Genomic DNA, 27,000 nt, shown 5'->3' with positions numbered 1-27,000 from the left:
AGGACCCCACCGGTGCTCGACCCACACGAGCTCTACGAACTCACCGACGAGCTGCCCGACCTCGGCCAGCCGGTGCTGATCCAGGCGCTCACCGGCTTCGTCGACGCCGGCAGCGCCTCCCGGCTGGCCCGGGAGCAGCTGCTCACCTCGCTGGACACCCGGGTGATCGCCCGCTTCGACGTCGACCAGCTCTTCGACTACCGCTCCCGCCGGCCCGTGATGACCTTCGTCGAGGACCACTGGGCCGACTACGACGCCCCGGCGCTGGAGCTGCACCTGCTGCACGACGACGACGAGACGCCGTTCCTCCTGCTCACCGGCCCCGAGCCGGACCTGCAGTGGGAGCGCTTCGTGGCCGCCGTCGCCGGCCTGTCGGCCCGCCTCGACGTCCGGCTCACGGTCGGGCTCAACTCGATCCCGATGGCGGTACCGCACACCCGGCCCAGCGGCGTCACCGCGCACGCCACCCGGCCGGAGCTGATCTCCGGACACGAGCCGTGGTTGCAGAAGGTGCAGGTGCCGGCCAGCGTCGGGCACCTGCTGGAATACCGCCTCGGTGAGCAGGGCCGCGACGCCCTCGGCTTCGCCGCACACGTGCCGCACTACGTCGCCCAGACCGAGTACCCGGCCGCCGCCGAGGCGCTGCTCGCCGCCGTGTCCCGGGGCACCGGCCTGCTGCTGCCCCGCGACGGCCTGCGGACCGCCGCCGAGGTGGTCCGGGTGGAGATCGACCGCCAGGTCGCCCAGACCGAGGAGGCCGCCACGCTGGTCCAGGCCCTCGAGGAGCAGTACGACACGTTCGCCCGGGGCCGCGGCGAGAAGAGCCTGCTCGCCGCGGAAACCGGGCCGCTGCCCACGGCCGACGAGCTGGGCGCCGAGCTGGAACGCTTCCTCGCCGAGCAGACCCACCCGGGCGACACCCCGGAGCGCTGACCCGGCGGGACGGGCGGGGATGCGGCAGGCTGGGGACATGCGCCTGGCGACCTGGAACGTCAACTCGGTGAAGGCCCGCCTGCCCCGGCTGCTCGACTGGCTGGCCACCACGAAGCCCGACGTCGTCTGCCTCCAGGAGACGAAGTGCCCGGACGGGGCGTTCCCCGTCGCCGAGGTGGGCGAGCTGGGCTACGAGGTGGCCAGCCACAGCGACGGCCGGTGGAACGGGGTGGCCGTGCTGTCCCGGGTCGGGCTGGCCGACGTGGCGGTCGGGTTCCCCGGCGAGCCCGGGTTCCCCGAGCCGGAGGCCCGGGCCATCTCCGCCACCTGCGACGGCCTGCGGGTCTGGTCGGTGTACGTGCCCAACGGCCGCGCGCCGGACGACCCGCACTACGCGTACAAGCTGGCCTGGTTCGCCGCGCTGCGCGACGCCCTGGAGGCGGAGGTGGCCGCCGCCCTCCCGCTCGCCGTCTGCGGCGACTTCAACGTCGCCCCGACCGACGCCGACGTGTGGGACCCGGCCCTGTTCGCCACCTCCACCCACGTCACGCCGGCCGAGCGGGCCGCCCTGGCGGCGCTGCGCGACCTGGGCCTGGAGGACGTGGTGCCGACCCCGATGAAGGGCCCGCACCCGTTCACCTACTGGGACTACCGGGCCGGGATGTTCCACCAGAACAAGGGCATGCGGATCGACCTGGTGTACGCGACCGCGCCGTTCGCCCGCGCGGTCCGCTCGGCGTACGTGGACCGGGAGGCCCGCAAGGGCAAGGGCCCCTCCGACCACGCCCCGATCGTGGTCGACGCCGACCTGGTGCCCGCGGTCGAGGCGTTCTGACCGGCGGGCCGCTCGCTAGGGTGGACGCATGGCAGTCGTGAAGATCAACGCGATCGACGTCCCGCCGGGCGCCGGCGCGGAGCTGGAGAAGCGGTTCGCGGCCCGGGCGGGCGCGGTGGAGAACTCCCCCGGTTTCCTGGGCTTCGAGCTGCTGCGCCCGGTGGCCGGGGAGAGCCGCTACTTCGTCTACACGAGGTGGGAGACGGAGGAGGACTACCAGGCCTGGGCCCAGGGACCGGCGCGGGCCGCGCACGCCGCCCCCGAGGGCGCCGAGCCCCGCAAGCCGGTCGCCACCGGCGCCACCCTGCTGGAGTTCGAGGTGGTCCACCAGGTTTCCCCGACCCCCTGACCCACCCAGGTCCCCCGGCCTGGCGGCTCCGGCACCTCCCAGCCGCACCACGTCTCCGAGTCGCAGCGACAACCCACCCGGCTCGGGCTCGGGCTCGGGCTCCGGTAATCCACATCAGGCTGCGCCGACAGTTCGACTCCGTAGCGATATACCGCCTGGTCATAAATTATGACTCGGCGGTATATCGCGCTCGGTCACACCGTCGTCCCGCCGGGAAACCCGCTGCGGGTGGCGAGGCGGTCAGGGGACGCGGGAGGCGAAGACGATCACGTTGTCCTCGTAGCCGGTGCGGCCGCCGACCCACTCCCCGCCGCAGGTGATCAGGCGCAGCTCCGACGGGCCGGAGTCGCCGTAGACGCGGGCGGCCGGCAGGTTCGCCTTGTCGAAGTACTCGACGCTGTCGACCTTGAAGGTCACCACCGTGCGGTCCGACCGGGTCACCTGGATCCGGGCGCCCGGCTTCAGGCTGTGCAGCCGGTAGAACACGGCCGGACCGCTCTTGGTGTCGACGTGACCGACGATGATCGCCCGGCCCGGCTCGCCCGGGACCGCGCCCCGGTCGTACCAGCCGGTCTGGTTGTGCTCGGTCAGCGGCGGCACGTCCACCGAACCGTCCCGCGCCTGGCCGACCGGGGTGACCGGCGCGGTGACCTTGATGGCCGGCACGGCCAGGCGGACCGGCAGGCTGGCCGGTTTCCGGACCGGCGCCGGCGCGGGCGGCGGCGGTTGGCTCGAACCGGCCGACGCGTCGGTCCAGTCGAACGGCCCGGCGGTCCGGCCGAGACCGGCGCCGGTGGCGAACACGCCGACCAGCACCAGCACCACGGCCAGCGGCTTCGACCAGGGACCGCGACCCCGGTCCCGCCCCTGCGGCGGGGCCGGCGCACCGGAGACCGGCGGGCCGGAGACCGGCGGGCCGGAGACCGGCGCACCGGAGACCGGCGGGCCGGAGGGCCGGCCGTGTCCGGGCGGCGGGTCGGCCGGCGGTGGGGTCCAGGGACGCGGCCCGGCGAGCGGCGCGGGCCCTGGTCGGGCTTTCGCCGGTGGCGGATTCCACGGCTGCGACCCGTCGGCGGGCGGGTTCCACGGCGGTGAAGCGGCCGGCGGGGGACTCCACGGCCGCGCAGGGGCCGCCGGACCGGCACCGGCGGCGCCCGGGCCACCGGCGGGCTGGCCGGGACCGGCCGCGGACGGACCGGGGCCGGAACGGGGGCCGGTGGCGGGCGGCGCGGCGGCCGGCGGCAGGGCGAACAGCGCCCAGCCGGACAGCCGGGAGCGGCCGGGCGGCGGGACGGTGTGCTCGTCCATCGGACTCAGCGCCCGGCGGCGCCGCGGGACTGCCGGCGGGACGCGGCCACGCCGAGCCCGGCGCCGACCATGGTCACGGCCAGCCCGATCGGCACCAGCAGGCCGCCGAGGCCGGGGCCGGCGGTGCCGCCGAAACCGGTCGCCGGGCCGCGGCTGGGGACGTGGCTGGGCTGGTGCGTGGGCCGGTGGGTGGGCTCGGCCCGCTTGACCACCTGGAGCATGGTGGACGCCGTCTCCCCGCCCGGGCACTCCAGCTTGACCCGGTAGTTGCCGGGCCGGGTGCGCTCGTTGACCATCGGCGAGGCGGTGAGCAGGCCGCGTTGCGGCTGCACCTGGATCCGGCCGAAGGCGTCCGAGACCACGATCGCGGGCACCGAGTTGTCGCGGCAGCTCGCCCGGATGCCGACCAGGTAGCCCGGCTGGACGGTGCCGGGTGTCACCTCGACGAAGATCACGTCGGCCGGGGGCGGCTGTCCCGGCACCGGCTCGGCGGCGCGCGGCGCGGCCTGGGCGGGCGCCGCGCCGACCAGCGGGGCGGCGCACGCGGCGACCGCGACCAGCAGCGCCGCACGTCCCCTGACTGACCCCATGAACCCTCCCGGCGTACGGGATGAATCCTCTCACCCCCGGCCGCACATCACATCCGATCCGGGCCGCCGGTCGCGTAGGCTCGGGTCGCTGTGACCACCACCGACACCGCCACCGCCCGCATCCGGACCTTCCACCCGCGTCGCGGGCGGATGAGCGACCGGCAGCGCGACGCGCTGACCCGGCTCTGGCCCGCGTACGGCCTCCAGATCGCCGCCCTCGACGGGCCGTGCGATCCGACGACGCTGTTCGGGCGGCGGGCGCCGCTGGTGCTGGAGATCGGCTCCGGCATGGGCGACGCCACCGCCGCGATGGCGGCGGCCGACCGGGACCGACACTATCTGGCGGTCGAGGTCCACACGCCGGGAATCGCCAACCTGCTGGAGCTGGTCGAGCGGCACGGCCTGGACAACGTGCGGGTGGCCGAGGGCGACGCGTTGGACCTGGTCCGGGCCATGCCGCAGGGGTGTCTGGACGCGGTGCACGTCTACTTCCCGGACCCGTGGCCGAAGACCCGCCACCACAAGCGGCGGATCATCGCGCCGGCGCACGTGGCGTTGCTGCGGTCCCGGCTGGCGCCGGGCGGCACGCTGCACTGCGCCACCGACTGGGCCGAGTACGCCGAGTCGATGCGCGCGACGCTGACCGCCGACCCGGAGCTGGTGGACGTGCACGGCGGCTTCGCGCCGCGTCCGCCGCACCGGCCGGTGACGAAGTTCGAGCGGCGCGCGCTGACCGCCGGCCGGGAGGTCTTCGACCTGATCCACCGGCGGCGCTGAACCCGTCGCACTGAGCCCGGTTGGCGCGGCGCGGTGTGATCCAGGCACGATGGGAGCCGCCATGACTCTCACCGCCGCGCTGCCGAAGACCGCCGACCCCGACACCCTCTACGACGCGTTCGCCTCCTGGGCGTCCGAGCGCGGCCTCGACCTCTATCCGCACCAGGAGGAGGCGGTCATCGAGATCGTCTCCGGCGCGAACGTGATCATGAATACGCCGACCGGCTCGGGCAAGAGCCTGGTGGCGATCGCGGCCCACTTCGCGGCCCTCGCAGACGACCGGACGACCTTCTACACCGCGCCGATCAAGGCGCTGGTCTCGGAGAAGTTCTTCGCGCTCTGCGAGGTGTTCGGCGCGGAGAACGTCGGCATGCTCACCGGCGACGCCAGCGTGAACGCCGACGCCCCGATCATCTGCTGCACCGCGGAGATCCTGGCCAACCTGGCGCTGCGCGAGGGTCGCCGGGCCGACGTCGGCCAGGTGATCATGGACGAGTTCCACTTCTACGCCGAGCCGGACCGGGGCTGGGCCTGGCAGGTGCCGCTGATCGAGCTGCCGCAGGCCCAGTTCGTGCTGATGTCCGCCACGCTCGGCGACACCACCCGCTTCGTCGACGACCTGACCCGGCGCACCGGCCGGCCGACCGCCGTCGTCCGCTCGGCCGAACGGCCGGTCCCGCTCCTGTTCTCGTACGCGACCACGCCGCTGCACGAGACCCTCGAGGAGCTGCTGGAGACCAAGCAGGCCCCGGTGTACGTGGTGCACTTCACCCAGGCCGCCGCGCTGGAACGCGCCCAGGCGCTGATGAGCGTGAACGTCTGCACCCGCGCCGAGAAGGACATGATCGCCCAGGCGATCGGCAACTTCCGGTTCACCTCGGGCTTCGGCAAGACGCTGTCCCGGCTGGTCCGCCACGGCATCGGCGTGCACCATGCCGGCATGCTCCCGAAGTACCGCCGCCTGGTGGAGACGCTCGCCCAGGCCGGCCTGCTCAAGGTCATCTGCGGCACGGACACGCTCGGCGTCGGCATCAACGTGCCGATCCGCACGGTGCTCTTCACCGGCCTGTCGAAGTACGACGGGGTGCGGACGCGCCTGCTCAAGGCCCGCGAGTTCCACCAGATCGCCGGTCGGGCCGGGCGGGCCGGGTTCGACACGCTGGGCCGGGTGGTGGTGCAGGCGCCCGAGCACGTGATCGAGAACGAGAAGGCGCTCGCCAAGGCCGGCGACGACCCGAAGAAGCGCCGCAAGGTGGTGAAGAAGAAGCCGCCGGAGGGCTCGATCGGCTGGGGCGAGCCGACGTTCCAGCGCCTGGTCGAGGCCGAGCCGGAGCCGCTGACGTCCAGCTTCCAGGTCAGCCACTCGATGCTGCTCAACGTGATCGGCCGCCCCGGCGACGCGTTCGCCTCGATGCGGCACCTGCTCACCGACAACCACGAGGACCCGGCCGCCCAGCGCCGGCACATCCGCCGCGCCATCGCCATCTACCGGGCGCTGCGGGCCGGCGGCGTGGTCGAGGAGCTGCCCGAGCCGGACGAGACCGGCCGGCGGGTGCGGCTCACCGTCGACCTCCAGCTCGACTTCGCGCTCAACCAGCCGCTGTCGCCGCTCGCGCTGGCCACCGTCGAGCTGCTCGACCGGGAGTCCCCGTCGTACGCGCTGGACGTGCTCAGCGTGATCGAGGCGATCCTCGACGACCCGCGGCAGATCCTCTCCGCGCAGCAGTTCAAGGCCCGTGGCGAGGCGGTCGCCGCGATGAAGGCCGAGGGCATCGAGTACGAGGCCCGCCTCGAACTGCTCGACGAGGTGACCTGGCCCAAGCCCCTGGCCGAGCTGCTGGAGGCCGCGTACGAGATGTACCGGCAGGGCCACCCCTGGGTCGCCGACCACCAGCTCTCCCCCAAGTCCGTGGTCCGGGACATGTACGAGCGGGCCATGACGTTCCCCGAGTACGTCCAGTTCTACGGCCTGTCCCGGTCCGAGGGCCTCGTCCTGCGCTACCTCGCCGACGCGTACAAGACGCTGCGGCAGACCGTGCCGGAGGACGCCAAGACCGAGGAGCTGGTCGACCTCATCGAGTGGCTGGGTGAGCTGGTGCGCCAGGTCGACTCCAGCCTGATCGACGAGTGGGAGCGGCTGCGCAACCCGTCCGACGTGGCCGAGGTGGCCGCCTCGCTGGACGACCGGCCGCCGGCGGTCACCCGCAACGCCCGGGCGTTCCGGGTGCTGGTGCGCAACGCGATGTTCCGTCGCGTCGAGCTGGCCGCGCTGCGCCGCTGGGACCTGCTCGGCGAGCTGGACGCGGGCGACGGCTGGAACGCCGACGCCTGGGCCGACGCGCTGGAGCCGTACTTCGAGACGTACGACGGGATCGGGGTGGGGCCGGACGCCCGCGGGCCGGCGCTGCTCATGATCGAGCAGGGCCGCGAGCGGTGGACCGTGCGGCAGATCCTGGACGACCCGGACGGCGACCACGACTGGGGCATCAGCGCCGAGATCGACCTCGCCGCCTCGGACGAGACCGGTGCGGCGGTGGTCCGGATCACCGACGTCGGGCAACTGTAGGACTCCGCGAAAAAGGGCCGCCCGGGATGTCCGGGCGGCCCTTTTCGTACCCTGGGCGATGTCAGCCCCGTCGATTAGAATGTATGTACTAATCGAGCTGTTGACCTGGGAGGATGCTCGTGACCGCGCCCACCTCCGCCGCCCCTGTCACCCCCTACGCCACCCTCCTCGGGTTCACCCGCTACGTGGACCGCACCGGCCCCACCAAGGCCACCTTCGTCGGCGGCCTGCGTCGCCAGCGAGCGAGCCGGCACGGGTTCAATCCGCACGGCCAGTTCGTCAAGGCACTCAAGGCCGACGTCGCGTTCCACACCGGCGGCACCCACCTCGCCCAGGTGGCCGACCTGGTCAAGCCGCGCTGGCGCCCGCTCTACGAGGCGCTCACGCCCGGCGCGACCCGCTGGCTGCACTCGCTCGGCGAGCCGGCCGGCGTCGACCTGGCCCAGACCCGCGACGCCCTGGCCATGCTGGGCGACCTACCCGTCAAGATCAACCCCCAGTTCGGCGTACGCTTCGCCGACGGCCGGGCCGAGGCGGTCCGGCTGCACTTCGACGAGGCGCCGCCGAGCGAGGAGGCGACGCTGGCCACGCTGCACCTGATGGCCCGGCACATGGACGCGGTGCTGCCGCACGCCGAGCCGGTGCTGGTCGACGTGCGTCGCGGCGAGGCGCACCGGATGCCCACCGACGTCAAGCCCGAGCAGATCGAGCAGTGGCTGGCCGGCGAGGCCGCCGCGTTCCGGGCGATCTGGTCCACCGCCGCCTGACCGACGGTCCCCGACGGGGCGGCCACTCCTCCGAGTGGCCGCCCCGTTGCTCCCCTTTCGGGAATATCTGGGGCATTCGCGAGGCAGGGTCGCGAAGCTCGGCTCATGACACTGCCCGATCGTCTTCCGCGGCGGCTGCCGGCTCCGCCGGTGCGCCACGCGCCGCGGGGCCCCGCGCAGGATCTGCCGTCGCGACCATCGGCCACGCGCGGCCGTCTCATCCTGCTCGGGCCGGCGTTCGTGGCCGCGGTCGCCTACGTCGACCCGGGCAACTTCGCCACCAACTCCACCGCCGGCGCCCGCTACGGCTACCTGCTGGTGTGGGTCGTCGTGGCGGCGAACCTGGCCGCCATGCTGGTGCAGACGCTCACCGCCAAGCTCGGCCTGGCCACCGGGCGCAGCCTGCCCGAGCTGTGCCGGGACCACCTGCCCCGGCCGCTCAACCGGGCCATGTGGGCCCAGGCCGAGCTGGTCGCCATGGCCACCGACCTGGCCGAGGTGATCGGCGGCGCGGTGGCGCTGCACCTGCTCTTCGGCATCCCGCTGCTGCCCGGCGGCGTGATCGTCGGCACCGCCGCGTTCGCCGTACTGGCGCTGCGGTCCCGGGGCTTCCGCACGTTCGAGATCGCCATCGCGGTGCTGCTCGGCGTGATCGTGCAGGCGTTCGCGGTCAACCTGGTCACCGCCGGGCCGGACCTGTCCGCCACCGCCGGCGGGCTGCTGCCCCGGACGGCGGGCACCGACAGCATGCTGCTCGCCGCCGGCATCCTCGGCGCGACCGTGATGCCGCACGTGATCTACGTGCACTCGGCGCTGACCCCGAACCGCATCCCCACCAGCGGCGAGGCGGAACGGCGGACGGTGGCGAGGGGCCTGCGGATCGACGTGCTGGTCGCGCTCGGCATCGCCGGCGGGGTCAACCTGGCCATGCTGCTGGTCGCGGCCACGAGCTTCCACGGCAGCGGCATTCCCGGCACCGACACGCTGGAGGGCGTGCACGCCGGGCTGGCCGACACGCTCGGCGCCACGGCCGCGGTCGGCTTCGCCGTGGCCCTGCTGCTGTCCGGCCTCGCCTCGACCAGCGTCGGGACGTACGCCGGGGAGGTGATCATGCAGGGTTTCCTGCGCCGCCGGATCCCGCTGCTGGTGCGCCGGACGGTGACGCTGCTGCCCGCGCTGGCCGTGCTCGCGATCGGCGTCGACCCGACCCGGGCGCTGGTGCTGTCCCAGGTGGTGCTGAGCTTCGGCATCCCGTTCGCGCTGATTCCGGTGGTGGCCTTCACCCGCCGCCGCGACCTCATGGGCAGCCTGGTCAACCGCCCGGCCACCACGGCCGTCGCAGTGCTGATCACCGCGCTCGTGGTGGCGCTCAACGCGTTCCTGCTCTGGCAGCTGGTCGCCTGAACGCGACCGCGCCCGCCCGGGACGGATCCCGGGCGGGCGCGGTGGTGGCGCGAGGTCCTCAGGCGGCCAGGTACTTCTCCAGGTCGTCCAGGATCTTGTTGGCGGCGCCGACGCCGATGCCGGTCATCCACACCTCGTCGGAGACCACGTGCGCCTTGCCCGCCTTGACCGCGGACAGGCCCTGCCAGAGGCTGCCGGTGGTGACCTTGGCCTGCTCGGCGGCGGCCTTCTCGCCGTACGCGGTCACGAACACCACGTCGCCGTCGACCTCGTTCACCCGCTCGGCGCTGACCAGGTCGAAGCGCCGGTCCTCCTTGCCCTCCAGCAGCTGACGCTGCGGGCGGCCGAGGCCGGTGTCGCCGACCACGATGCCGGAGAACGAGTCCGGGCCGTACACCCGGATGTTGCCCGGGATGAAGCGCACGATGGAGATCTTCCGCGACGGGGCGTCGCCGAGCGTCGCGCCGAAGTCCTTCGCCCGCTTCTCGTACGTGGCCAGCAGGTCCTTGGCCTGCTGCTCCCTGCCGAGCGCCTGGCCGTCGAGGAGGAAGTTCTCCTTCCAGGTGATGCCCACCTTCTCGGTGAACACGGTCGGCGCGATGGCGGACAGCTCGTCGTAGAACTTCTCCTGGCGGAACTTGCTGCCGAGGATCAGGTCCGGCTTGAGCGCGTTGATCGCCTCCAGGTCGGGCTCGGTGAGCACCCCGACCTCCTTGATGCCGGCGAGCTTGTCCGCGCCGAAGTAGGTGGGCCAGCTCTTCGCCTCACCGGCGGTGGCCGCGCCGACCGGGGTGACGCCCAGGGACAGCGCGGTGTCGATCTTGTCGGTGTCGAGCACCACCACGCGCTTGGGCTCGGCGGGCACCTTGGTGGTGCCCATGGCGTGGGTGATCTCCCGGGTCTCCCCGGAGCCGGTGCCGGCGACGGGGTCGCTCTCCCCGCAGGCGGTGAGGCCCACGCCGAGGGCGAGGGCGGCGGTGAGTGCGGCGGCGAGACGACGCATCAGGTTCCTTTCCGTGGTGCGGGTGCGGGCCGGCGCGCTCAGGCGTCGCCGACGGGGGCGCCGGTCGCGGCCGGCGTGCCGGCCGGAGCGGCCGAGGTCTGGGTGAGGGCGGGCACCACCAGCGGGGCGCCGGTGACCGGGCAGGGCACGACCACGCAGTCGAGCCCGAAGACGTCGCGGACCAGGTCGGCGGTGAGGATCTCGCGCGGCGGGCCGGCGGCCACCACCGCGCCGTCGCGCATGGCGACCAGGTGGTCGGCGTAGCGGGCGGCCTGGTTGAGGTCGTGCAGCACGGCCACCACGGTCCGGCCCCGCTCGGCCCGCAGCCGGTGCAGCAGGTCCAGCACCTCCACCTGGTGGGCCAGGTCGAGGAAGGTGGTCGGCTCGTCCAGCAGCAGCGCGTCGGTGTCCTGGGCCAGCGTCATCGCGATCCAGACCCGCTGGCGCTGGCCGCCGGAGAGCGTGTCCACCGGGCGGTCCGCGAGCCCGGTCACGTCGGCCAGGCGCATCGCCTCGTCGACGGCGCGGCCGTCCTCGGTCGACCACTGCCGCCACCACCGCTGGTACGGCTGCCGGCCGCGCCCGACCAGGTCGGCCACGGTGATCCCTTCGGGCACCAGCGGGCTCTGCGGCAGCACGCCGAGCCGCCGGGCCACGTCCCGGGTGGGCAGGTCGCGGATCGCCGCTCCGTCGAGCAGCACCGCGCCGCGGCGCGGCGTGAGCAGCCGGGCCATGGTGCGCAGCAGGGTCGACTTGCCGCAGGCGTTCGGCCCGACGATCACCGTGAACGCGTCGGCCGGCAGGTCGAGCTCCAGCCCGTCCAGCACGGTCCGACCCTCGTAGCCGACGACCAGGTCGCGGGTGGACAGCAGCGCGGTCACGACCGCCTCCCTCGGGTGCGCAGCAGCACGAAGATCAGGTACGGGCCGCCGATGGCCGCGGTCAGCACGCCGGCCGGCAGTTGGGTGGGCGCGAACAGCCGGCGCCCGGCCAGGTCGGCGAGGACCAGCAGCAACGCGCCCAGCAGGGCGGCGCACAGCAGCGGCGGCCGTTCCGCGCGGACCAGCCGGCGGGCCACCTGCGGGGCGACCAGCGCCACGAAGTCCACGGCGCCGACCTGCGCGGTGACGGCGGCGGCGGCCAGCACGCCGGTGCCGGCCAGCCCGATCCGGCGGGCCACCGGGCGCAGCCCGATCCCCCGCGCGGTGTCGTCGTCCAGGGCCGAGCTGCGCAGCGCCCAGCCGGCCCAGAGCAGCACCGGCAGCAGCACCAGGAGAGTGCCGGCGATCCAGCCGGCCTCGGTCCAGCCCTTGCCGGCCAGCGTGCCGATCAGCCAGAGCTGGGCGCGCAGGCCGTCGATCGGGTCGGCGGTGAGCATCACCACCTCGGTGAGCGCCCGGAACGCGAACGCCACCGCCACGCCGGCCAGCACGAACCGCTGCGCGGCCAGGCCGTGCCGGGCGCCGAGCGCGAACACCAGGACCGCCGCGGCCAGCCCGCCGACCAGCGCCGCCGGGGCCACCAGGACCGCCGCCGCCCCGCCGGTCAGCGCCACGGTGGCGGCCAGCCCGGCGCCCTGGGTGACGCCGATGACGTCGGGGCTGGCCAGCGGGTTGCGGGCCACGCTCTGGATCAGGGTGCCGGCCACGCCGAACGCCGCGCCGGCCAGGGCGGCGAGCACCGCGCGGGGCAGTCGCAGGTCGCGCACCACGAGGTCGTACGGGGTGCCCGCACCGGACAGCGAGCGGACCACGTCGCCCGGCGCCACGTACGGCGTCCCCAGCGACAGGCTCAGCACCACCGCGCCGCCGAGCAGCACGAGAAGCACCCCCGCCACCACCACCGGCCGCCACCGGAACGGCACCGCCACCGCCCCCACCCGCAGCAGCCCGCGCCCCGCCGGCGCCGCGCGATCTTGCACTTGCGGCCCGCGATACGCGGCTTTCGTCCGATCTGCCGGGGCAGCAACCGCAAGATCGCGGAGAGGGGGGCGGGGGTGGGGGGCGGTCATGCGGTCACGACCTTGGCGCGGCGGACCAGGATCGCCAGCAGGGGGGCGCCCAGGAGAGCGGTGATGATGCCGGCGGGGATCTCGCCGGGCGGAGAGACCAGGCGGCCGGTCACGTCGGCGGCCAGCACCAGGGCGGGACCGAGCAGCGCGGCGACCAGCAGCGTCCACCGGTGGTCGGCGCCGACCAGCGCCCGGGCCAGGTGCGGCACGGCCAGCCCGACGAACGCGATCGGGCCGGCGGCGGCCACCGCGGCGCCGGTGAGCAGCACACCGCCCCCGCCGGCGGCCAGCCGGACCAGGGCGACCCGGTGCCCCAGCCCGCGGGCGACGTCGTCGCCGAGGGCGAGCGCGTCCAGCCCACGGGCGGCCAGCGCGGCGAGCAGCACCCCGGCCAGCACGAACGGGAGCACCTGCCCGGCCACGCCCACGTCCCGCCCGGTGAGCCCGCCGACCACCCAGAAGCGGTACTCCTCGAACGTGCGGGCGTCGATGCTGAGCAGCGCGTACACGACCGCGCCGAGACCGGCGTCGAGCGCGGCGCCGACCAGCGCGAGGGTGACCGGGCTGGCGCCCTCACGGGTGCGGTTGGCGACGGCGAAGACGAGGAGCCCGGCGAGCAGCGCGCCGGCGATGCCGAACCAGACGTAGCCGGTGAGCGTGCTCACGCCGAACACGGCGATGGCCAGCACCACCCCGAAGGAGGCCCCGGCGCTGACGCCGAGGATGCGCGGCTCGGCGAGCGGGTTGCGGGTGACCGCCTGGAACAGCACGCCGGCCAGCGCCAGGGCCATGCCGACGACCAGGCCCAACGCGGTACGCGGCAGCCGCAGCTCGCGGACCACCGTGGTCGCGTCGCCGTCGTCCGGGGCCACCAGCGCGTGCCACACCTGGTCCACCGGGAGGTGGCGGCTGCCGAGCGCCAGGCTGGCCAGCAGGGCGACGAGGAGCAGGAGCGCCGCCGCCAGGGTGACCGCGACGCGGCGGGGGGCGCCGCGGCGGGCGGGGGCGTCGGCCCGCGCGGGCCGGACGGCGACGGTGGTCACGGGGTGTTCGCCTCTCGGATTAGGTACGCCTTACCTTAACTGACCTGGTAAGGCAGACCTAACCGGGACGTGTCGATGGGCTTGCGCCTCCACCGAGGGGAGGCGCGAGGCTGGGCGGCATGGACGATGGCGAGCGCTACTCGATCGGCGACCTGGCCCGGCGGACCGGGGTGCCGGTGAAGACCATCCGGTTCTGGTCCGACCGGGGCGTCGTGCCGCCCACCGACCGCGGGCCGACCGGCCACCGCCGCTACGGCCCGGAGGCGGTGACCCGGCTCGACCTGGTGCGGACGTTGCGGGAGCTGGGCGTGGACCTGCCCACCGTGCGCCGGGTGGTGGCCCGGGAGATCACCCTGCCCGAGGTCGCCTCGGCGCACGCGGACGCGTTGACCGCCCAGATCCGCCTGCTGCGGTCACGCCGCGCGGTGTTGACCGTGATCGCCCGGCGGGGGGCCACCCCGGACCGGGCCGACCTGCTGCACCGGCTGGCCGGCCTGGCCGCGCGCGAGCGGCGACGGCTGGTCGACGACCTGCTCGACGCCACGTTCGGCGACCTGACCGATCCGGGGTTCGCGGGGATCCGCCGGTCGCTCACCCCGGAGCTGCCCGACGACCCGGACGACGGCCAGATCGAGGCGTGGGTGGAGTTGGCCGAGCTGACGCTGACCCCCTCCTTCCGGGCCGGGCTGCGGCGGCTGGCCGAGCAGCACGCGGCCGACCGGGCCGGCGCGGAGGGCGTACGCCGGGACGTGGTCGCGGTGGTCCGGGAGGAGGTGGCCCCGGCGCTGGCCGCCGGGGTCGACCCGGCCTCGCCCGACGCCGACCCGGTCCTCTCCCGGGCGACGGCCCGGTACGCGCGGCTCTGCGGCCGCCCGGACGACCCCGACCTGCGCCGACGGATGCTGACGCGGTTGGAGACCGCGCACGACCCGCGCCGGGAGCGCTATCTGGAGCTGCTCTCCGTGGTCAACGGCTGGCCGCCGGCCGAGAGCCTTGCCCCGGTGCTGGACTGGTCGATCCGGGCGCTGCGCGCCCGGCAGCCCCTACCCTGAGGGCATGCGATTCGACAGGCACACCGTGGTGCTCCTGGTCCGCCCGGACGACGCGCCCGACCTGCCGCAGGACGCCCTCGACCGGATCCAGGACGCGCACCTGGCGCACCAGGCCGGGCTGGTGGAGCAGGGCGCGGTGCTCGCGGCCGGGCCGTTCCTGGACGGCGACGACGAGCGGATCCGCGGTTTCGTGGTGCTGTCGGTGGACCCGGACACGGCCCGGCACCTCTACGCCAACGACCCGGCGGTCAGCGCCGGGCGTCTGGTCGCGCGGGTGACGAGCTGGATGGTGCCGGAGGGCCAGGTCCGCTTCGAGCAGGTGCCGGTGCCCCGGTCGATGCTGGAGGCCGCGGCCGGCGACTGACCGGTCAGTCCTCGGCGGACTGGCGGACGCCGGGCACCACCGGCATCGGCCACACCCCGGTGCGCGGCACGGCGGCCGGCACCTCGACCTGCTGGTCGGCCCAGACGTACGTCTCGGGCAGCAGGTCGGCGATCGGGACGGCGCGCAGCCCGTCCGGCGGCCCCACGATCACCCGGATCGACGGGAAGTAGTCGAGCAGCACCTGCCGGCAGCGCCCGCACGGCGCGATGACACCGCGCCCCCGGTCCCCCACCGCGACGATCGCCTCCAGCTCACCGGCCCCCTGGGTCGCGGCGGCGCCCAGCGCCACCACCTCGGCGCACGGGCCGCCGGTGAAGTGGTAGACGTTCACGCCGCTGAACACGCGGCCGTCGGTGCTGCGCACGGCGGCGGCGACGCTGTGGTTGTCGCTGCGGCAGCGGAGCTTCGCGACGGCGGTGGCGGCCTGCACGAGCGCCCGGTCGGTGTCCCGCATGATCATCCCCGCCCCTCGTCGGCTGCGTCGGCGGCAACCCTATCCGGAGGCGACCGCTCGACCCGGGATGGCGCGCCCACCGCCGGTAACCCGGGGGCGGTACGCCGCGCGGCTGCCTATCCTTGGCGACGTCATGCAGAATCCAGCCGTACCCGCCGTCCCCGAGACCGCTCGCGACCTGCACCGTCGCCTCACCCCCCTGATGTTCCGCGACCAGCGCCGGCTCCAGCGGCGGCTCGACGGCGTACGGCGGCTGCGCGACCCGCAGCGGCGGGAGGCGGCGCTGGCCGAGATCGCGACCGAGGTCACCCGGGCCGAGGCGCGGCTCCAGGCGCGCCGTGCGGCCGTGCCGACGATCACCTATCCGCCGCAGCTGCCGGTCAGCGAGCGCAGGGACGACATCGCCGCCGCGATCCGCGACCACCAGGTGGTGATCGTGGCCGGCGAGACCGGCTCCGGCAAGACCACCCAGCTGCCCAAGATCTGTCTTGAGCTGGGGCGCGGGGTCACCGGGCTGATCGGGCACACCCAGCCCCGGCGGCTGGCGGCCCGCACCGTCGCCGACCGGATCGCCGACGAACTCGGCACCGAGCTGGGCGACGTGGTCGGCTACAAGGTGCGCTTCACCGACCAGGTGGGCGACAACAGCCTGGTCAAGCTGATGACCGACGGCATCCTGCTGGCCGAGTTGCAGACCGACCGGATGCTGCGGCAGTACGACACGCTGATCATCGACGAGGCGCACGAGCGCAGCCTCAACATCGACTTCATCCTCGGGTACCTGCGGCAGCTCCTGCCCCGCCGGCCCGACCTCAAGGTCGTCATCACCTCGGCCACCATCGAGACCGACCGGTTCGCGAAGCACTTCGCCGACGCCGACGGCAATCCGGCGCCCGTGGTCGAGGTGTCCGGGCGCACCTACCCCGTGGAGGTCCGCTACCGGCCGCTGGTCGAGGTCACCGAGGCCGACGAGGAGGACGAGGCCGACGAGGAGAACGTCCGGGACCAGATCCAGGCCATCGGCGACGCGGTCGAGGAACTCGCCGCCGAGGGGCCCGGCGACATCCTGGTGTTCCTCAGCGGTGAGCGGGAGATCCGCGACACCGCCGACGCGCTGGGCAAGCTGGTCCAGAAGAAGCGGTCGCTGCTCGGCACCGAGATCCTGCCGCTGTACGCCCGGCTGTCCACCGCCGAGCAGCACCGGGTCTTCGCCGCGCACTCCAACCGCCGGGTGGTGCTGGCCACGAACGTCGCGGAGACCTCGCTGACCGTGCCCGGCATCAAGTACGTGGTCGACCCCGGCACGGCCCGGATCTCCCGCTACTCCAGCCGGCTCAAGGTGCAGCGGCTGCCGATCGAACCGGTCTCGCAGGCCAGTGCCAACCAGCGTAAGGGCCGCTGCGGGCGTACCTCGGACGGCATCTGCATCCGCCTCTACGACGAGCAGGACTTCGCCTCCCGCCCCGAGTTCACCGACCCGGAGATCCTGCGCACCAACCTGGCCTCGGTCATCCTCCAGATGACGTCGATCGGGCTCGGCGACGTCGCCGCCTTCCCGTTCATCGACCCGCCGGATCGGCGCAACGTCACCGACGGCGTCAACCTGCTGCACGAGCTGGGCGCGCTCGACCCGGCCGAGACCGACCCGGCGAAGCGGCTCACCGCGCTGGGGCGGCGGCTGGCCCAGCTCCCGGTCGACCCCCGGCTGGCCCGGATGGTGCTCGAAGGGGAGCGCAACGGCTGCGCCACCGAGGTGGTGGTGATCGCCGCCGCGCTGTCCATCCAGGACCCACGCGAGCGCCCGGCCGACAAGCAGGCCCAGGCCGACCAGGCGCACGCCCGGTTCGCCGACAAGGAGTCCGACTTCGTCGCGTACCTGAACCTGTGGCGCCACCTGCGGGAGAAGCAGCGGGAGCTGTCGTCCAGCGCGTTCCGCCGGATGTGCAAGGCCGAATACCTCAACTACCTTCGGGTACGCGAGTGGCAGGACATCGTCAGCCAGCTGCGTCAGGTCCTGCGTACCTCGGACAAGGGTGAGGGCCGGCGCGGCGCCGGCGCCGACCTGCCGGAGGAGATCGACACCCCGAAGGTGCACCAGTCGCTGCTGCCCGGCCTGCTGTCGCACCTCGGCCTCAAGGACGCCCAGAAGCACGAGTACCTCGGCGCGCGGGGCGCGAAGTTCGCCATCTTCCCCGGGTCGGCGCTGTTCAAGAAGCCGCCGCGCTGGGTGATGGCCGCCGAGCTGGTGGAGACGTCCCGGCTGTGGGGGCGGGTGGCCGGGCGGGTCGAGCCGGAGTGGGTCGAGCCCCTCGCACAGCACCTGGTCAAGCGGAGCTACAGCGAGCCGCACTGGGAGAAGAAGCAGGCCGCGGTGATGGCCTACGAGAAGGTCACGCTGTACGGCATCCCGCTCGTCACCTCCCGCAAGGTGAACTTCGGGCGGATCGACCCGGTGCTGAGCCGGGAGCTGTTCATCCGGCACGCCCTGGTCGAGGGCGACTGGCAGACCCACCACCAGTTCTGGCGGGACAACCAGAAGCTCCTCACCGAGATCGAGGAGCTGGAGAACCGGGCCCGGCGCCGCGACATCCTGGTCGACGACGAGACCATCTTCGCCTTCTACGACCAGCGGATCCCCGCCGACGTGCTCTCCGGCCGGCACTTCGACACCTGGTGGAAGAAGACCCGCCGGGAGCAGCCGGACCTGCTCACGTTCACCCGCGAACTGCTCGTCAACGACGGTCGGGGCGGCGTGGACGAGGAGGACTACCCGGACGAGTGGCGGGCCGACGGCGTCACGCTGCCACTGACGTACACGTTCGACCCGACCGCGCCCACCGACGGCGTCACCGTGGACATCCCCCTGCCGCTGCTCAACCAGGTGCCGGCGGAGAGCTTCGACTGGCAGGTGCCGGGGCTGCGCGAGGAACTGGTCATCGCGCTGATCCGGTCGCTGCCCAAGCCGGTGCGGCGCAACTTCGTGCCGGTGCCCGACTACGCCCGCTCCGCGCTCGCCGCGATCACCCCGGGCGAGGAGCCGCTGCTGGCCGCGCTGACCCGGCAGCTGCGCCGGATGACCGGGGTGACCGTCCCGCCGGACGCGTGGGACCTGAGCCGGCTGCCGCCACACCTGCGGGTCACCTTCCGGGTGCTCGGCGACGACGACAAACCGGTCGCCGAGGGCAAGGACCTGCCGGCGCTGCAACGCGAACTGCGGCCCAAGGTACGCCAGGTGGTCGCCGCCGCCGCGCCGGACGTGGCCCGCAGCGGGCTGACCGAGTGGTCGATCGGCGCGCTGCCGCGCACCGTCGAGCAGGTCCGCGCCGGCTTCGCGGTGACCGCGTACCCGGCGCTGGTGGACGAAGGCGCGACCGTCGGGGTGAGGGTCTTCGACTCGCCCGGCGAGCAGGAGGCCGCGCACTGGGCGGGCACCCGGCGACTGCTGCGGCTGACGCTGCCGTCCCCGGCGAAGTTCCTCCAGGGCCGGCTGAGCAACGAGGCGAAACTGGCACTGTCCCGCAACCCGCACGGCGGGGTGCCGGCGCTGATCGAGGACGCCACCGGCGCCGCCATCGACAAGCTCATGGCGGACGCGGGCGGCCCCGCCTGGGACGCCGACGGCTTCGCCGCCCTGCGCGAGCGGGTCCGCGCCGACCTGGTCGACACCGTGGTCGAGGTGATGAACCGGGTCCGGCAGGTGCTCGCCGCCGCGTACGCGGTCGAGCAGCGGCTCGGGGCGACGCGCAACCTGGCCGTGGTGGCCGCGCTGGCCGACATCCGCCAGCAGCTCGGCGGCCTGGTGCACGCCGGCTTCGTCACCGAGGCCGGCTACGCGCGCCTGCCCGACCTGCTGCGCTACCTGACCGCGATCGAGCGCCGGATGGAGCGGCTGCCGGGCAACCCACAGCGGGACAAGTCCCAGCAGGACCGGATCGCCGTGGTGCAGAAGGAGTACCAGGACATGCTCGCGGCGCTGCCCCCGGCCCGACGCGGCTCGACGGCCGCGCGGCAGATCCGCTGGATGATCGAGGAGCTGCGGGTGAACGTCTTCGCCCAGGCCCTCGGCACCCCCTATCCCGTCTCGGAACAGCGAATCTACCGCGCCATGGACGACGCCGAAGGCCGCTGAGCCGGCGCGGCGGCCCGGTCAGCGGCGGATCACCGTGCCGAAGCCGAGCCAACGCCCGGCGTACGGCCCCTCGACGAGGCGGACGTATTCGCGGCCGTTGAGCACGGAGCGGCCGTCGATGGCCACCTGGTCACCGACCCGGTAGGTGGTGGGCACCGACTTCATCAGCCCGGCGGCGTCGATCGAGTACGCCGCCGGGGCGTCGACAGCTATCGTGCCGGGCCGGTGCAGTTTGTAGCCGAAGCCGGCACAGATGCCGACCTGGTACCGGTAGGGCGAGTACTCCTGCACGTAGTAGCCGGCCAGGGTGCCGGCGGTGATCGCGTACCAGATCCCGGTCTGGCGCATGATCTTCACCCGGTCGCCGGACGGCGCGGCGCTGGCCCGGGCCAGCGTCATCTTCGTCCGCGCGGTCACCGTGCCCGCGCTGTTGAACTTGTACGCCGCGTGCGTGCCGGAGGAGAAGCGGACGGTGCCCTTCACCCCGTAGGGCGGGTAGTCGGTGTACCAGAGGTCGGCGAGCTGGGCCAGGAACGTGTCGCCGGTGATGGCGTACTGCTGGAGGAACTGGAACATGTGGGTGGAGTGGTACTGCCCGGCGTCGATGCCGTGGGTCAGGCAGTAGCGGCTGCGCCAGTGCCGAACCCGGATCTTCTCCCACACGTCGCGGTAGGTGGTGATCGCGCCCTGCAGCATCAGCTTGGCGTCGGCGTTGCGGGTCAGCACCCAGTAGTCGTAGAGGCCGTACGCGGAGAACATGTGCCCGTTGTAGGTGCGGTCGCCGCGGACCGCCTTCGGGTGGGGGTACTCCTCCAGCCACAGCAGACCGTCCACCACGTACACACCCCAGGGCTGACCAGCCACCGGAGGCAGCAGGTACGAGGCGAACGTGGCGTCCGCGGCGCCCTTCCACCTCGTCTCGCCGGTGCGCTGGTAGAGCCGGGTGAACAGGCTCAGCGCCTGCCCCTGCGCCATCATGGAGTACCACGGGGCCGGGTAGAGGTCGGAGCCTCCGTGCAGCCGGTGGTCGAACGGGTACGGGTAGAACCAGGCCCCGCTGCGCAGCCGGCGGCGGTCGACCAGTCGCTGCGCCTGCAGTCGCGCCCGGTCCAGGTACGCCTGGTTCCCGGTGATCCGGTGGGCCTCCATCAGGTGCAGCCCGTACTGCGCCTGCGCGACCGGGTGGTCGTAGAGCCGGCCGCCGAGGCGCACCATGCGCACCCCGGTGGAGTCGTGCACGCCGGGATCGACGAGCGGGACCGGCGAGGTCATGTGATACGGCTCGATACCGATCGGCAGTTCCCGGATCTCGAAGTCGTCGTACCGGAACTGGAACGGCACCGACGCGGTGCCGGCGTACCGGCGGGTCGGTCCGCCGAGCCGGCCGGCGCCCGGGGTGGACGGATCGCGAGGCGCCAGCCGGGCCAGGTCGCGGGGCGGCACGGCGGACAGCTCGGGCAACGGTTCGCCGTGGACGGGCGGGCCGATCTCGTAGGCGGGGTCGATGACGCCGGGATCCGCTGCGCCGAGCCACAGCGGCGTCGGCGCGGCGCCCCGGGCCGGAGCGCCGACGAGCAGCGGCGCGGTGGCCGCCGCAAGGGAGCCGGCAACCAGGGCGCGGCGGGTCATCGGTGGGGCGTGGACCGTCAAGGGCGACGGATCATGGTGGCGCATGCGAACCTCCCGTGTCCTTCACATGCTGGGCACCTGCCTCCCCATGCTGGGCCGGACGACCCGGACAGGCAAGGACCCTTCGGTCGGAAATGGGTCAGCGTCGCTCCGGCCGGGAGGACGGGTCACCTCAGGAGGTCACCCGGGCGACGAAGGCGGTGAGGTGCGCCACGGTGCGGGCGATCTTCTCCTCCAGCGTGAGCGACTCGGGCAGTCGGGCTCCCGGCCCGGCGTCCTTGCGGCCCCGCAGGTAGAGCGAGCAGGCGAGGTCGTCGCAGAGGTAGATGCCCACGGAGTTGCCCTGCTGCCCGGCCTTGCCCGCCTTGCGCGCGACCATCAGGCTGACGCCGCCGACCGGGTTGGTCAGGCACACCGAGCACATGGTGCGGCGTTGCCGCCCGGGCCCGGGGCTCGGGCGGCGCAGGGCGAGGGCGACCGGGCGGCCGTCCGGGACGGCGACGAGGTAGGCGCGGTCGAGGGCCTGCGGATCTCGCCAGCCGAGGAAGTCGAGGTCGTCCCAGGGGCGGGTGCCGAGGTCGCGCGGGACGTGCAGTCGCTTCGCCTCGCCCTTGGTGCAGTTCACGAAGGCGGCACGGATCTCGGGTTCGGTCAACGGGGTCATACAACCGAGGGTAATTTTCCTAAAGGTATTAGGCAAAGGCATAATGAGCCGTGGTGAGAGGAGACTCATGGCCCGTGCGGGACTCAATCGAGGGCGACTGATCCAGGCCGGGGCGGAGCTGGCCGACGAGGTCGGCTTCGACCAGGTGACCGTCTCGGCGCTGGCCAGACGGTTCGGCGTCACGGTCGCCAGCCTCTACTCGCACGTGCGCAACTCCCACGACCTGCGGGTCGGGATCGCGCTGCTCGCGCTGGGTGAACTCGCCGACGAGGCCGCCGACGCGCTCGCCGGACGGGCCGGCAAGGAGGCGCTGACCGCCTTCGCGAACGTCTACCGCGACTACGCCCACCGACATCCGGGCCGCTGGACCGCGGCCCAGCTCCGGCTCGATCCGCAGACCGCCGCCGGCAGCGCCGGCTTCCGGCACTCGGCGATGATGCGGGCGATCCTGCGCGGCTACCACCTGCCCGAGCCGGACCAGACGCACGCCGTCCGCCTGCTCGGCAGCGTCTTTCAGGGTTTCGTCGGCCTGGAGATGGGGGGCGGCTTCGACCACAGCGCCCCCGCTCCGCCGGAGAGCTGGGAGCGGGTGCTGGACGCCGTCGACGCCCTGCTGCGCACCTGGCCCACGACGGACGCCACCTAGGCCAGCGGCTCCACGCCGGGCGGGAGTTCGTCGGTGGCCGTGGCGTCGTGGACGTACTCCAGCAGGATGCGACGCAGCTCGCGACCGGCGTGGGTGGGCACCACGTCGCGGCGGCGGGCCACCGCGATGGTCCGGCGGACGCCGGGTGGGACGAGCCGGGTCACCCGGATGCCGGGCCGGCGGGCCACCACGATGCCGGGGACCAGCGCGACGCCGAGGCCGGCCTCGACGAAGCTGAGCACGGCGTCCATCTCCCCGCCGTCCACCGAGAGGGTGGGCTCGAAGCCGGCCGCCCGGCACGCCTGGAGCGTGGCGTCGCGCAGGTCGTAGCCCTCGCGGAACATCACCAGGGGCTGGTCGCGCAGGTCGGTGATGCGCAGCTCGCCGGCGGGCGAGGCGCCCGGCAGCGGGTCCACCGAGGCGACCACCAGGCTCTCCCGCAGGATCGGGTCGGCGCGCAGCCCCGGGTCGGTGCCGGCGGCCGGCATGATGATCAACGCCAGGTCGAGGTCGCCGCGGAGCAGGTCGCGGACCAGGTCCTGGGAGCCGCCCTCCTCGACCCGCAGGTCGACGGTGGGGTGGGCGTCGCGGAAACGGCGCAGCACCGGGGGCGCCAGCGAGGTGGCCAGGCTGGGCGTGGCGCCCAGGCGGACCCGCCCCCGGCGCAAGCCCACCAGCTCCTGCACCTCGCGGGTCGCCGTGTCGACGTCGGCGAGGATCCGCTTGGCCAGCGGCAGCAGTACGTCCCCGGCCGCGGTGAGCGTGATGTTGCCCCTTACCCGCTCGAAGAGCGGGGCCCCCAGGTCGGTCTCCAGTGCGTGAATTTGCTTACTCAACGAGGGCTGGGTGATGCCGACCAGATCGGCCGCTTGGGTGAAATGTCGTACTTCTGCGACCGCTACGAAGTACCGGAGCTGATGGAGCTGCATCTACATAGCCTACGGCTATCAAGACTGCGATTTCGATGCATTGGACGCCTGATCGAAGTGCTCCTAGCGTCGGTCGCGTGGTAATCACGAAAACTCGGTCGCCCATCCGCTCGAACGTGGGCCTCAAGGCCGTCATGGCGGTGACGGGCATCATCCTGGTGCTGTTCCTGATCCTGCACATGCTCGGCAACCTGAAGATCTTCACGGGCGAGACCTCGTTCGACCACTACGCGCACTGGCTCCGGGACATCGGCACGCCGCTGCTGCCCACCACCTGGTTCCTGTGGATCCAGCGCACGGTCCTCACGGTGGCGGTGCTGGCGCACATCGGGGCGGCCACCGTGCTCGCGATGCGGGCCCGCGCCGCCCGGCCGGTGGCGTACGCGCACCGCCGCAAGATCCACGTGAACTACGCGGCCCGGACGATGCGCTGGGGTGGTGTGATCATCCTGCTCTTCGTGATCTACCACATCCTGGACCTGACCACCGGTCACCTGAACCCGCAGGGCGACTCGTCCAACCCGTACGGCAACGTGGTCGCCGACTTCGCCCCCGGCCGCTGGTACGTCACGCTCTTCTACACGCTCGCCGTCGTGACGCTCGGCTTCCACCTGCGCCACGGCGCCTTCAGCGCGTTCCGCAGCCTCGGCCAGCAGACGCCGAGGGGCGAGCGCCGGGCCCGCGCCGCCGCGCTCGTCTTCGCGGTGCTCCTCTGCGCCGGCTACCTGGTGGTCCCGTTCGCCGTACTCACCGGATTGGTGGACTGACATGGATCTGTACACCGAGGGCGACCCGATCGCCGACACCCGCGCCCCGGACGGCCCGATCGAGACCCGGTGGGACCGCCACCGGTTCGAGATGAAGCTGGTCAACCCGGCCAACCGCCGGAAGCTGACCGTGATCGTGGTCGGCACCGGCCTGGCCGGCGGCTCCGCCGCGGCAACCCTGGCCGAGCAGGGCTACCACGTCAGGTCCTACTGCTACCAGGACAGCCCGCGCCGCGCCCACTCGATCGCCGCGCAGGGCGGCATCAACGCCGCCAAGAACTACCGCAACGACGGCGACTCGGTGCACCGGCTCTTCTACGACACGGTCAAGGGCGGCGACTTCCGCTCCCGCGAGTCGAACGTGCACCGGCTGGCCGAGGTCTCGGTCAACATCATCGACCAGTGCGTCGCCCAGGGCGTCCCGTTCGCCCGCGAGTACGGCGGCCTGCTCGACACCCGCTCGTTCGGTGGCGCGCAGGTGCAGCGCACCTTCTACGCCCGGGGCCAGACGGGCCAGCAGCTGCTGCTCGGCGCGTACCAGGCGCTGGAGCGGCAGATCGGCCTGGGCAACGTGGAGATGAACTCCCGCCACGAGATGCTCGAGCTGGTCGTCGTCGAGGGCCGGGCCCGCGGCATCGTGGTCCGCGACCTGGTCACCGGCGAGATCAGCACCGAGATGGCGGACGCGGTCGTGCTCGCCTCCGGCGGTTACGGCAACGTCTTCTACCTCTCCACCAACGCCAAGGGCTGCAACGTCACCGCCTCCTGGCGGGCGCACCGCAAGGGCGCGTACTTCGCCAACCCCTGCTACACCCAGATCCACCCGACCTGCATCCCGGTCTCCGGCGACCACCAGTCGAAGCTGACCCTGATGAGCGAGTCGCTGCGCAACGACGGCCGGGTGTGGGTGCCCAAGGCCAAGGGCGACGACCGCAGCCCGCGGGACATCCCGGAGGACGAGCGGGACTACTACCTGGAGCGGATCTACCCCTCCTTCGGCAACCTGGTCCCCCGCGACATCGCCTCCCGCGCCGCGAAGAACGTCTGCGACGAGGGACGCGGCGTCGGCCCGAGCGGGCTCGGCGTCTACCTGGACTTCGCCGACGCCATCGACCGGCTCGGCCGCAAGGCCATCGAGGCCAAGTACGGCAACCTGTTCGAGATGTACGAGCGGATCACCGGCGAGGACCCGTACCAGGTGCCGATGCGGATCTACCCCGCCGTGCACTACACGATGGGTGGCCTCTGGGTCGACTACGACCTCCAGTCGAGCATCCCGGGCCTGTTCGTGATCGGCGAGGCCAACTTCTCCGACCACGGCGCGAACCGGCTCGGCGCCTCGGCGCTGATGCAGGGCCTGGCCGACGGCTACTTCGTGCTGCCGAACACGCTGGCCAACTACCTGGCCGCGAACCCGGTCGAGAAGATCGACGCCAGCCACCCCGAGGCGGTCGCGGCGCGCACCGAGGTCGAGGAGCGGCTGAGCCGGCTGCTCGCGGTCAACGGCGACCGCACGGTGGACTCGTTCCACCGGGAGCTGGGCCAGATCATGTGGGAGCACTGCGGCATGGAGCGCTCCGAGGCCGGGCTGCGCAAGGCGATCGACGAGATCCGCGCGCTGCGCGAGCAGTTCTGGCAGCGGGTCCGCGTGCCGGGCGACGGCGAGGGGCTCAACCAGTCACTGGAGAAGGCCGGCCGGGTGGCCGACTTCTTCGAGTTGGCCGAGCTCATGTGCATCGACGCGCTGCACCGCGAGGAGTCGTGCGGCGGGCACTTCCGGGCCGAGTACCAGACCCCGGACGGCGAGGCGCAGCGCGACGACGACCGGTTCGCGTACGTGGCGGCCTGGGAGTACACCGGCACCGGTGAGCCCGTGCTGCACAAGGAAGACCTGACCTTCGAATACGTCCACCCCACGCAGCGGAGCTACAAGTGAACCTGACCCTGCGCATCTGGCGCCAGACGGGCCCCGAGGACAAGGGTCGGATGGTGAGCTACCCGGTGCAGGACGTGTCCCCCGACATGTCCTTCCTGGAAATGCTCGACGTGCTCAACGAGCGGCTGATCCTCGACGGCGAGGAGCCGGTCGCGTTCGACCACGACTGCCGCGAGGGCATCTGCGGCGCGTGCAGCCTCATGATCAACGGTGAGGCGCACGGCCCGCAGCGCGGCACCACCGCCTGTCAGCTGCACATGCGGCAGTTCTCCGACGGCGACACGATCGACATCGAGCCCTGGCGGGCCCGGGCCTTCCCGGTCGTCAAGGACCTGGTGGTGAACCGCAACGCCTTCGACAAGATCATCGCTGCCGGCGGCTACGTGACCGCGCCGACCGGCAGCGCCCCGGAGGCGCACTCCACCCCGGTGGCCAAGGCCAACGCGGACGCCGCCTTCGAGTCGGCCGCCTGCATCGGCTGCGGCGCCTGCGTGGCGGCCTGCCCGAACGGCTCCGGCATGCTCTTCACCGCCGCCAAGATCACCCAGCTCTCGCTGCTGCCGCAGGGCCAGCCCGAGCGCTACACCCGGGTGATCGGCATGGTGGACGCGCACGACGAGGCCGGCTTCGGCGGCTGCACCAACATCGGCGAGTGCGCCGCGGCCTGCCCGAAGGGCATCCCGCTGAACACCATCGGCCGGCTCAACCGGGACTTCCTCAAGGCGACCACGAAGCGCGCCGGCACCCCCGGCTCCTGACCCGACCTTCCACCCGGCCGCCGCGCTCCGCACCGAGGGGCGCGGCGGTCGGCGTTTTCCGGGGT

At 73.2% G+C, this 27,000-nt stretch carries 24 protein-coding genes; 14 read left to right on the top strand and 10 right to left on the bottom strand.

All coding sequences use genetic code 11. The annotated features are described in order from the left end of the window. Positions 1-12 precede the first annotated feature (12 nt). Genes ACN27B_RS20420 through ACN27B_RS20410 form a run of 3 tightly spaced genes read left to right on the top strand, consistent with a single transcriptional unit; the run spans position 13 to position 2,117 of the window. Complete coding sequence (locus ACN27B_RS20420; protein ID WP_091578429.1) at positions 13-933, top strand: proteasome assembly chaperone family protein; 921 nt, start codon at positions 13-15, stop codon at positions 931-933. A 37-nt stretch (positions 934-970) separates the two neighbouring features. Continuing rightward, the gene (locus ACN27B_RS20415; RefSeq protein WP_355522404.1) at positions 971-1,768 is read left to right on the top strand and encodes an exodeoxyribonuclease III; all 798 of its coding nucleotides are present in this window, start codon (positions 971-973) and stop codon (positions 1,766-1,768) included. 28 nt (positions 1,769-1,796) lie between these two features. Beyond that, positions 1,797-2,117 carry an antibiotic biosynthesis monooxygenase family protein gene (locus ACN27B_RS20410; protein ID WP_422741285.1) on the top strand — a complete coding sequence of 107 codons (321 nt, stop codon included), beginning with the start codon at positions 1,797-1,799 and terminating at the stop codon, positions 2,115-2,117. A gap of 240 nt (positions 2,118-2,357) precedes the next feature. Here the strand turns inward: ACN27B_RS20410 and ACN27B_RS20405 are convergent, their stop codons facing one another. Continuing rightward, positions 2,358-2,948 carry a class F sortase gene (locus ACN27B_RS20405; RefSeq protein WP_371682295.1) on the bottom strand — a complete coding sequence of 197 codons (591 nt, stop codon included), beginning with the start codon at positions 2,946-2,948 and terminating at the stop codon, positions 2,358-2,360. Positions 2,949-3,430: 482 nt separating this feature from the next. Then, positions 3,431-4,015 (bottom strand): hypothetical protein, encoded by a 585-nt coding sequence (locus ACN27B_RS20400; protein ID WP_099161647.1) that lies wholly within the window; start codon positions 4,013-4,015, stop codon positions 3,431-3,433. Between the two features lie 90 nt (positions 4,016-4,105). Between ACN27B_RS20400 and trmB the strand changes: the two genes are divergently transcribed. The 4 genes from trmB to ACN27B_RS20380 all read left to right on the top strand — a co-directional run bounded on the left by trmB (position 4,106) and on the right by ACN27B_RS20380 (position 9,529). Next, positions 4,106-4,792: a tRNA (guanosine(46)-N7)-methyltransferase TrmB gene (trmB, locus tag ACN27B_RS20395; protein WP_422741284.1), complete on the top strand. Its 687-nt coding sequence runs from the start codon at positions 4,106-4,108 to the stop codon at positions 4,790-4,792. 61 nt (positions 4,793-4,853) lie between these two features. Continuing rightward, a complete protein-coding gene (locus ACN27B_RS20390; protein WP_099161649.1) occupies positions 4,854-7,358 on the top strand; it encodes a DEAD/DEAH box helicase in 2,505 nt (834 codons plus the stop codon). Positions 7,359-7,477: 119 nt separating this feature from the next. Next, positions 7,478-8,125 (top strand): hypothetical protein, encoded by a 648-nt coding sequence (locus ACN27B_RS20385; RefSeq protein ID WP_098746372.1) that lies wholly within the window; start codon positions 7,478-7,480, stop codon positions 8,123-8,125. A gap of 105 nt (positions 8,126-8,230) precedes the next feature. Then, complete coding sequence (locus ACN27B_RS20380; protein ID WP_422741283.1) at positions 8,231-9,529, top strand: Nramp family divalent metal transporter; 1,299 nt, start codon at positions 8,231-8,233, stop codon at positions 9,527-9,529. A gap of 58 nt (positions 9,530-9,587) precedes the next feature. Here the strand turns inward: ACN27B_RS20380 and ACN27B_RS20375 are convergent, their stop codons facing one another. The 4 genes from ACN27B_RS20375 to ACN27B_RS20360 all read right to left on the bottom strand — a co-directional run bounded on the left by ACN27B_RS20375 (position 9,588) and on the right by ACN27B_RS20360 (position 13,586). After that, positions 9,588-10,532, bottom strand: a complete 945-nt coding sequence (locus tag ACN27B_RS20375; protein ID WP_099161651.1) for an ABC transporter substrate-binding protein — start codon at positions 10,530-10,532, stop codon at positions 9,588-9,590. Positions 10,533-10,570: 38 nt separating this feature from the next. Continuing rightward, on the bottom strand, positions 10,571-11,413 hold the full coding sequence (locus ACN27B_RS20370; protein WP_355522387.1) for an ABC transporter ATP-binding protein: 843 nt from the start codon (positions 11,411-11,413) through the stop codon (positions 10,571-10,573). Beyond that, positions 11,410-12,453, bottom strand: coding sequence for a FecCD family ABC transporter permease (locus ACN27B_RS20365; protein ID WP_422741282.1), 1,044 nt, complete (start codon positions 12,451-12,453; stop codon positions 11,410-11,412). The genes ACN27B_RS20370 and ACN27B_RS20365 overlap by 4 nt, the downstream gene beginning before the upstream one ends. An 86-nt stretch (positions 12,454-12,539) precedes the next feature. Next, complete coding sequence (locus ACN27B_RS20360) at positions 12,540-13,586, bottom strand: FecCD family ABC transporter permease (RefSeq protein WP_422741281.1); 1,047 nt, start codon at positions 13,584-13,586, stop codon at positions 12,540-12,542. Between the two features lie 119 nt (positions 13,587-13,705). Here ACN27B_RS20360 and ACN27B_RS20355 point away from each other — a divergent pair, with 119 nt between their 5' ends. Further along, positions 13,706-14,638, top strand: a complete 933-nt coding sequence (locus ACN27B_RS20355; protein WP_099161653.1) for a MerR family transcriptional regulator — start codon at positions 13,706-13,708, stop codon at positions 14,636-14,638. A 4-nt stretch (positions 14,639-14,642) separates the two neighbouring features. After that, positions 14,643-15,002: a YciI family protein gene (locus tag ACN27B_RS20350; RefSeq protein ID WP_099161654.1), complete on the top strand. Its 360-nt coding sequence runs from the start codon at positions 14,643-14,645 to the stop codon at positions 15,000-15,002. 4 nt (positions 15,003-15,006) lie between these two features. Here ACN27B_RS20350 and ACN27B_RS20345 read toward each other — a convergent pair whose 3' ends face one another. Beyond that, positions 15,007-15,483, bottom strand: coding sequence for a cytidine deaminase family protein (locus ACN27B_RS20345; protein ID WP_091578461.1), 477 nt, complete (start codon positions 15,481-15,483; stop codon positions 15,007-15,009). Positions 15,484-15,610: 127 nt separating this feature from the next. On the opposite strand from ACN27B_RS20345, the gene hrpA reads away from it, so the two are divergent. Further along, complete coding sequence (hrpA, locus tag ACN27B_RS20340; RefSeq protein ID WP_422741280.1) at positions 15,611-19,606, top strand: ATP-dependent RNA helicase HrpA; 3,996 nt, start codon at positions 15,611-15,613, stop codon at positions 19,604-19,606. Positions 19,607-19,624: 18 nt separating this feature from the next. On the opposite strand, the gene ACN27B_RS20335 is transcribed toward hrpA, so the two are convergent. Both ACN27B_RS20335 and ACN27B_RS20330 read right to left on the bottom strand, forming a co-directional pair. Then, positions 19,625-21,235: a D-glucuronyl C5-epimerase family protein gene (locus tag ACN27B_RS20335; RefSeq protein WP_422741279.1), complete on the bottom strand. Its 1,611-nt coding sequence runs from the start codon at positions 21,233-21,235 to the stop codon at positions 19,625-19,627. A 172-nt stretch (positions 21,236-21,407) separates the two neighbouring features. Continuing rightward, the gene (locus ACN27B_RS20330) at positions 21,408-21,899 is read right to left on the bottom strand and encodes an FBP domain-containing protein (RefSeq protein ID WP_099161657.1); all 492 of its coding nucleotides are present in this window, start codon (positions 21,897-21,899) and stop codon (positions 21,408-21,410) included. 67 nt (positions 21,900-21,966) lie between these two features. Here ACN27B_RS20330 and ACN27B_RS20325 point away from each other — a divergent pair, with 67 nt between their 5' ends. Beyond that, entirely contained in the window at positions 21,967-22,545 is a 579-nt protein-coding gene (locus tag ACN27B_RS20325) for a TetR/AcrR family transcriptional regulator (RefSeq protein ID WP_099161658.1), read from the top strand. Here ACN27B_RS20325 and ACN27B_RS20320 read toward each other — a convergent pair. Beyond that, positions 22,542-23,474, bottom strand: coding sequence for a LysR family transcriptional regulator (locus ACN27B_RS20320; RefSeq protein ID WP_091578472.1), 933 nt, complete (start codon positions 23,472-23,474; stop codon positions 22,542-22,544). The two genes, ACN27B_RS20325 and ACN27B_RS20320, sit on opposite strands and share 4 nt — an antisense overlap. 35 nt (positions 23,475-23,509) lie before the next feature. Between ACN27B_RS20320 and ACN27B_RS20315 the strand changes: the two genes are divergently transcribed. Genes ACN27B_RS20315 through ACN27B_RS20305 form a run of 3 tightly spaced genes read left to right on the top strand, consistent with a single transcriptional unit; the run spans position 23,510 to position 26,935 of the window. Then, positions 23,510-24,241 (top strand): succinate dehydrogenase cytochrome b subunit, encoded by a 732-nt coding sequence (locus tag ACN27B_RS20315; protein WP_172967813.1) that lies wholly within the window; start codon positions 23,510-23,512, stop codon positions 24,239-24,241. Between the two features lies 1 nt (position 24,242). After that, on the top strand, positions 24,243-26,177 hold the full coding sequence (locus ACN27B_RS20310) for a fumarate reductase/succinate dehydrogenase flavoprotein subunit (RefSeq protein WP_422741278.1): 1,935 nt from the start codon (positions 24,243-24,245) through the stop codon (positions 26,175-26,177). Then, entirely contained in the window at positions 26,174-26,935 is a 762-nt protein-coding gene (locus ACN27B_RS20305) for a succinate dehydrogenase/fumarate reductase iron-sulfur subunit (RefSeq protein ID WP_091578479.1), read from the top strand. The genes ACN27B_RS20310 and ACN27B_RS20305 overlap by 4 nt, the downstream gene beginning before the upstream one ends. Positions 26,936-27,000 lie beyond the last annotated feature (65 nt).

The sequence above is a fragment of the Micromonospora sp. WMMD754 genome, assembly GCF_049315235.1.
Classification (GTDB): domain Bacteria; phylum Actinomycetota; class Actinomycetes; order Mycobacteriales; family Micromonosporaceae; genus Micromonospora; species Micromonospora sediminicola.
This window is presented reverse-complemented; position numbering and strand designations above follow the sequence as displayed.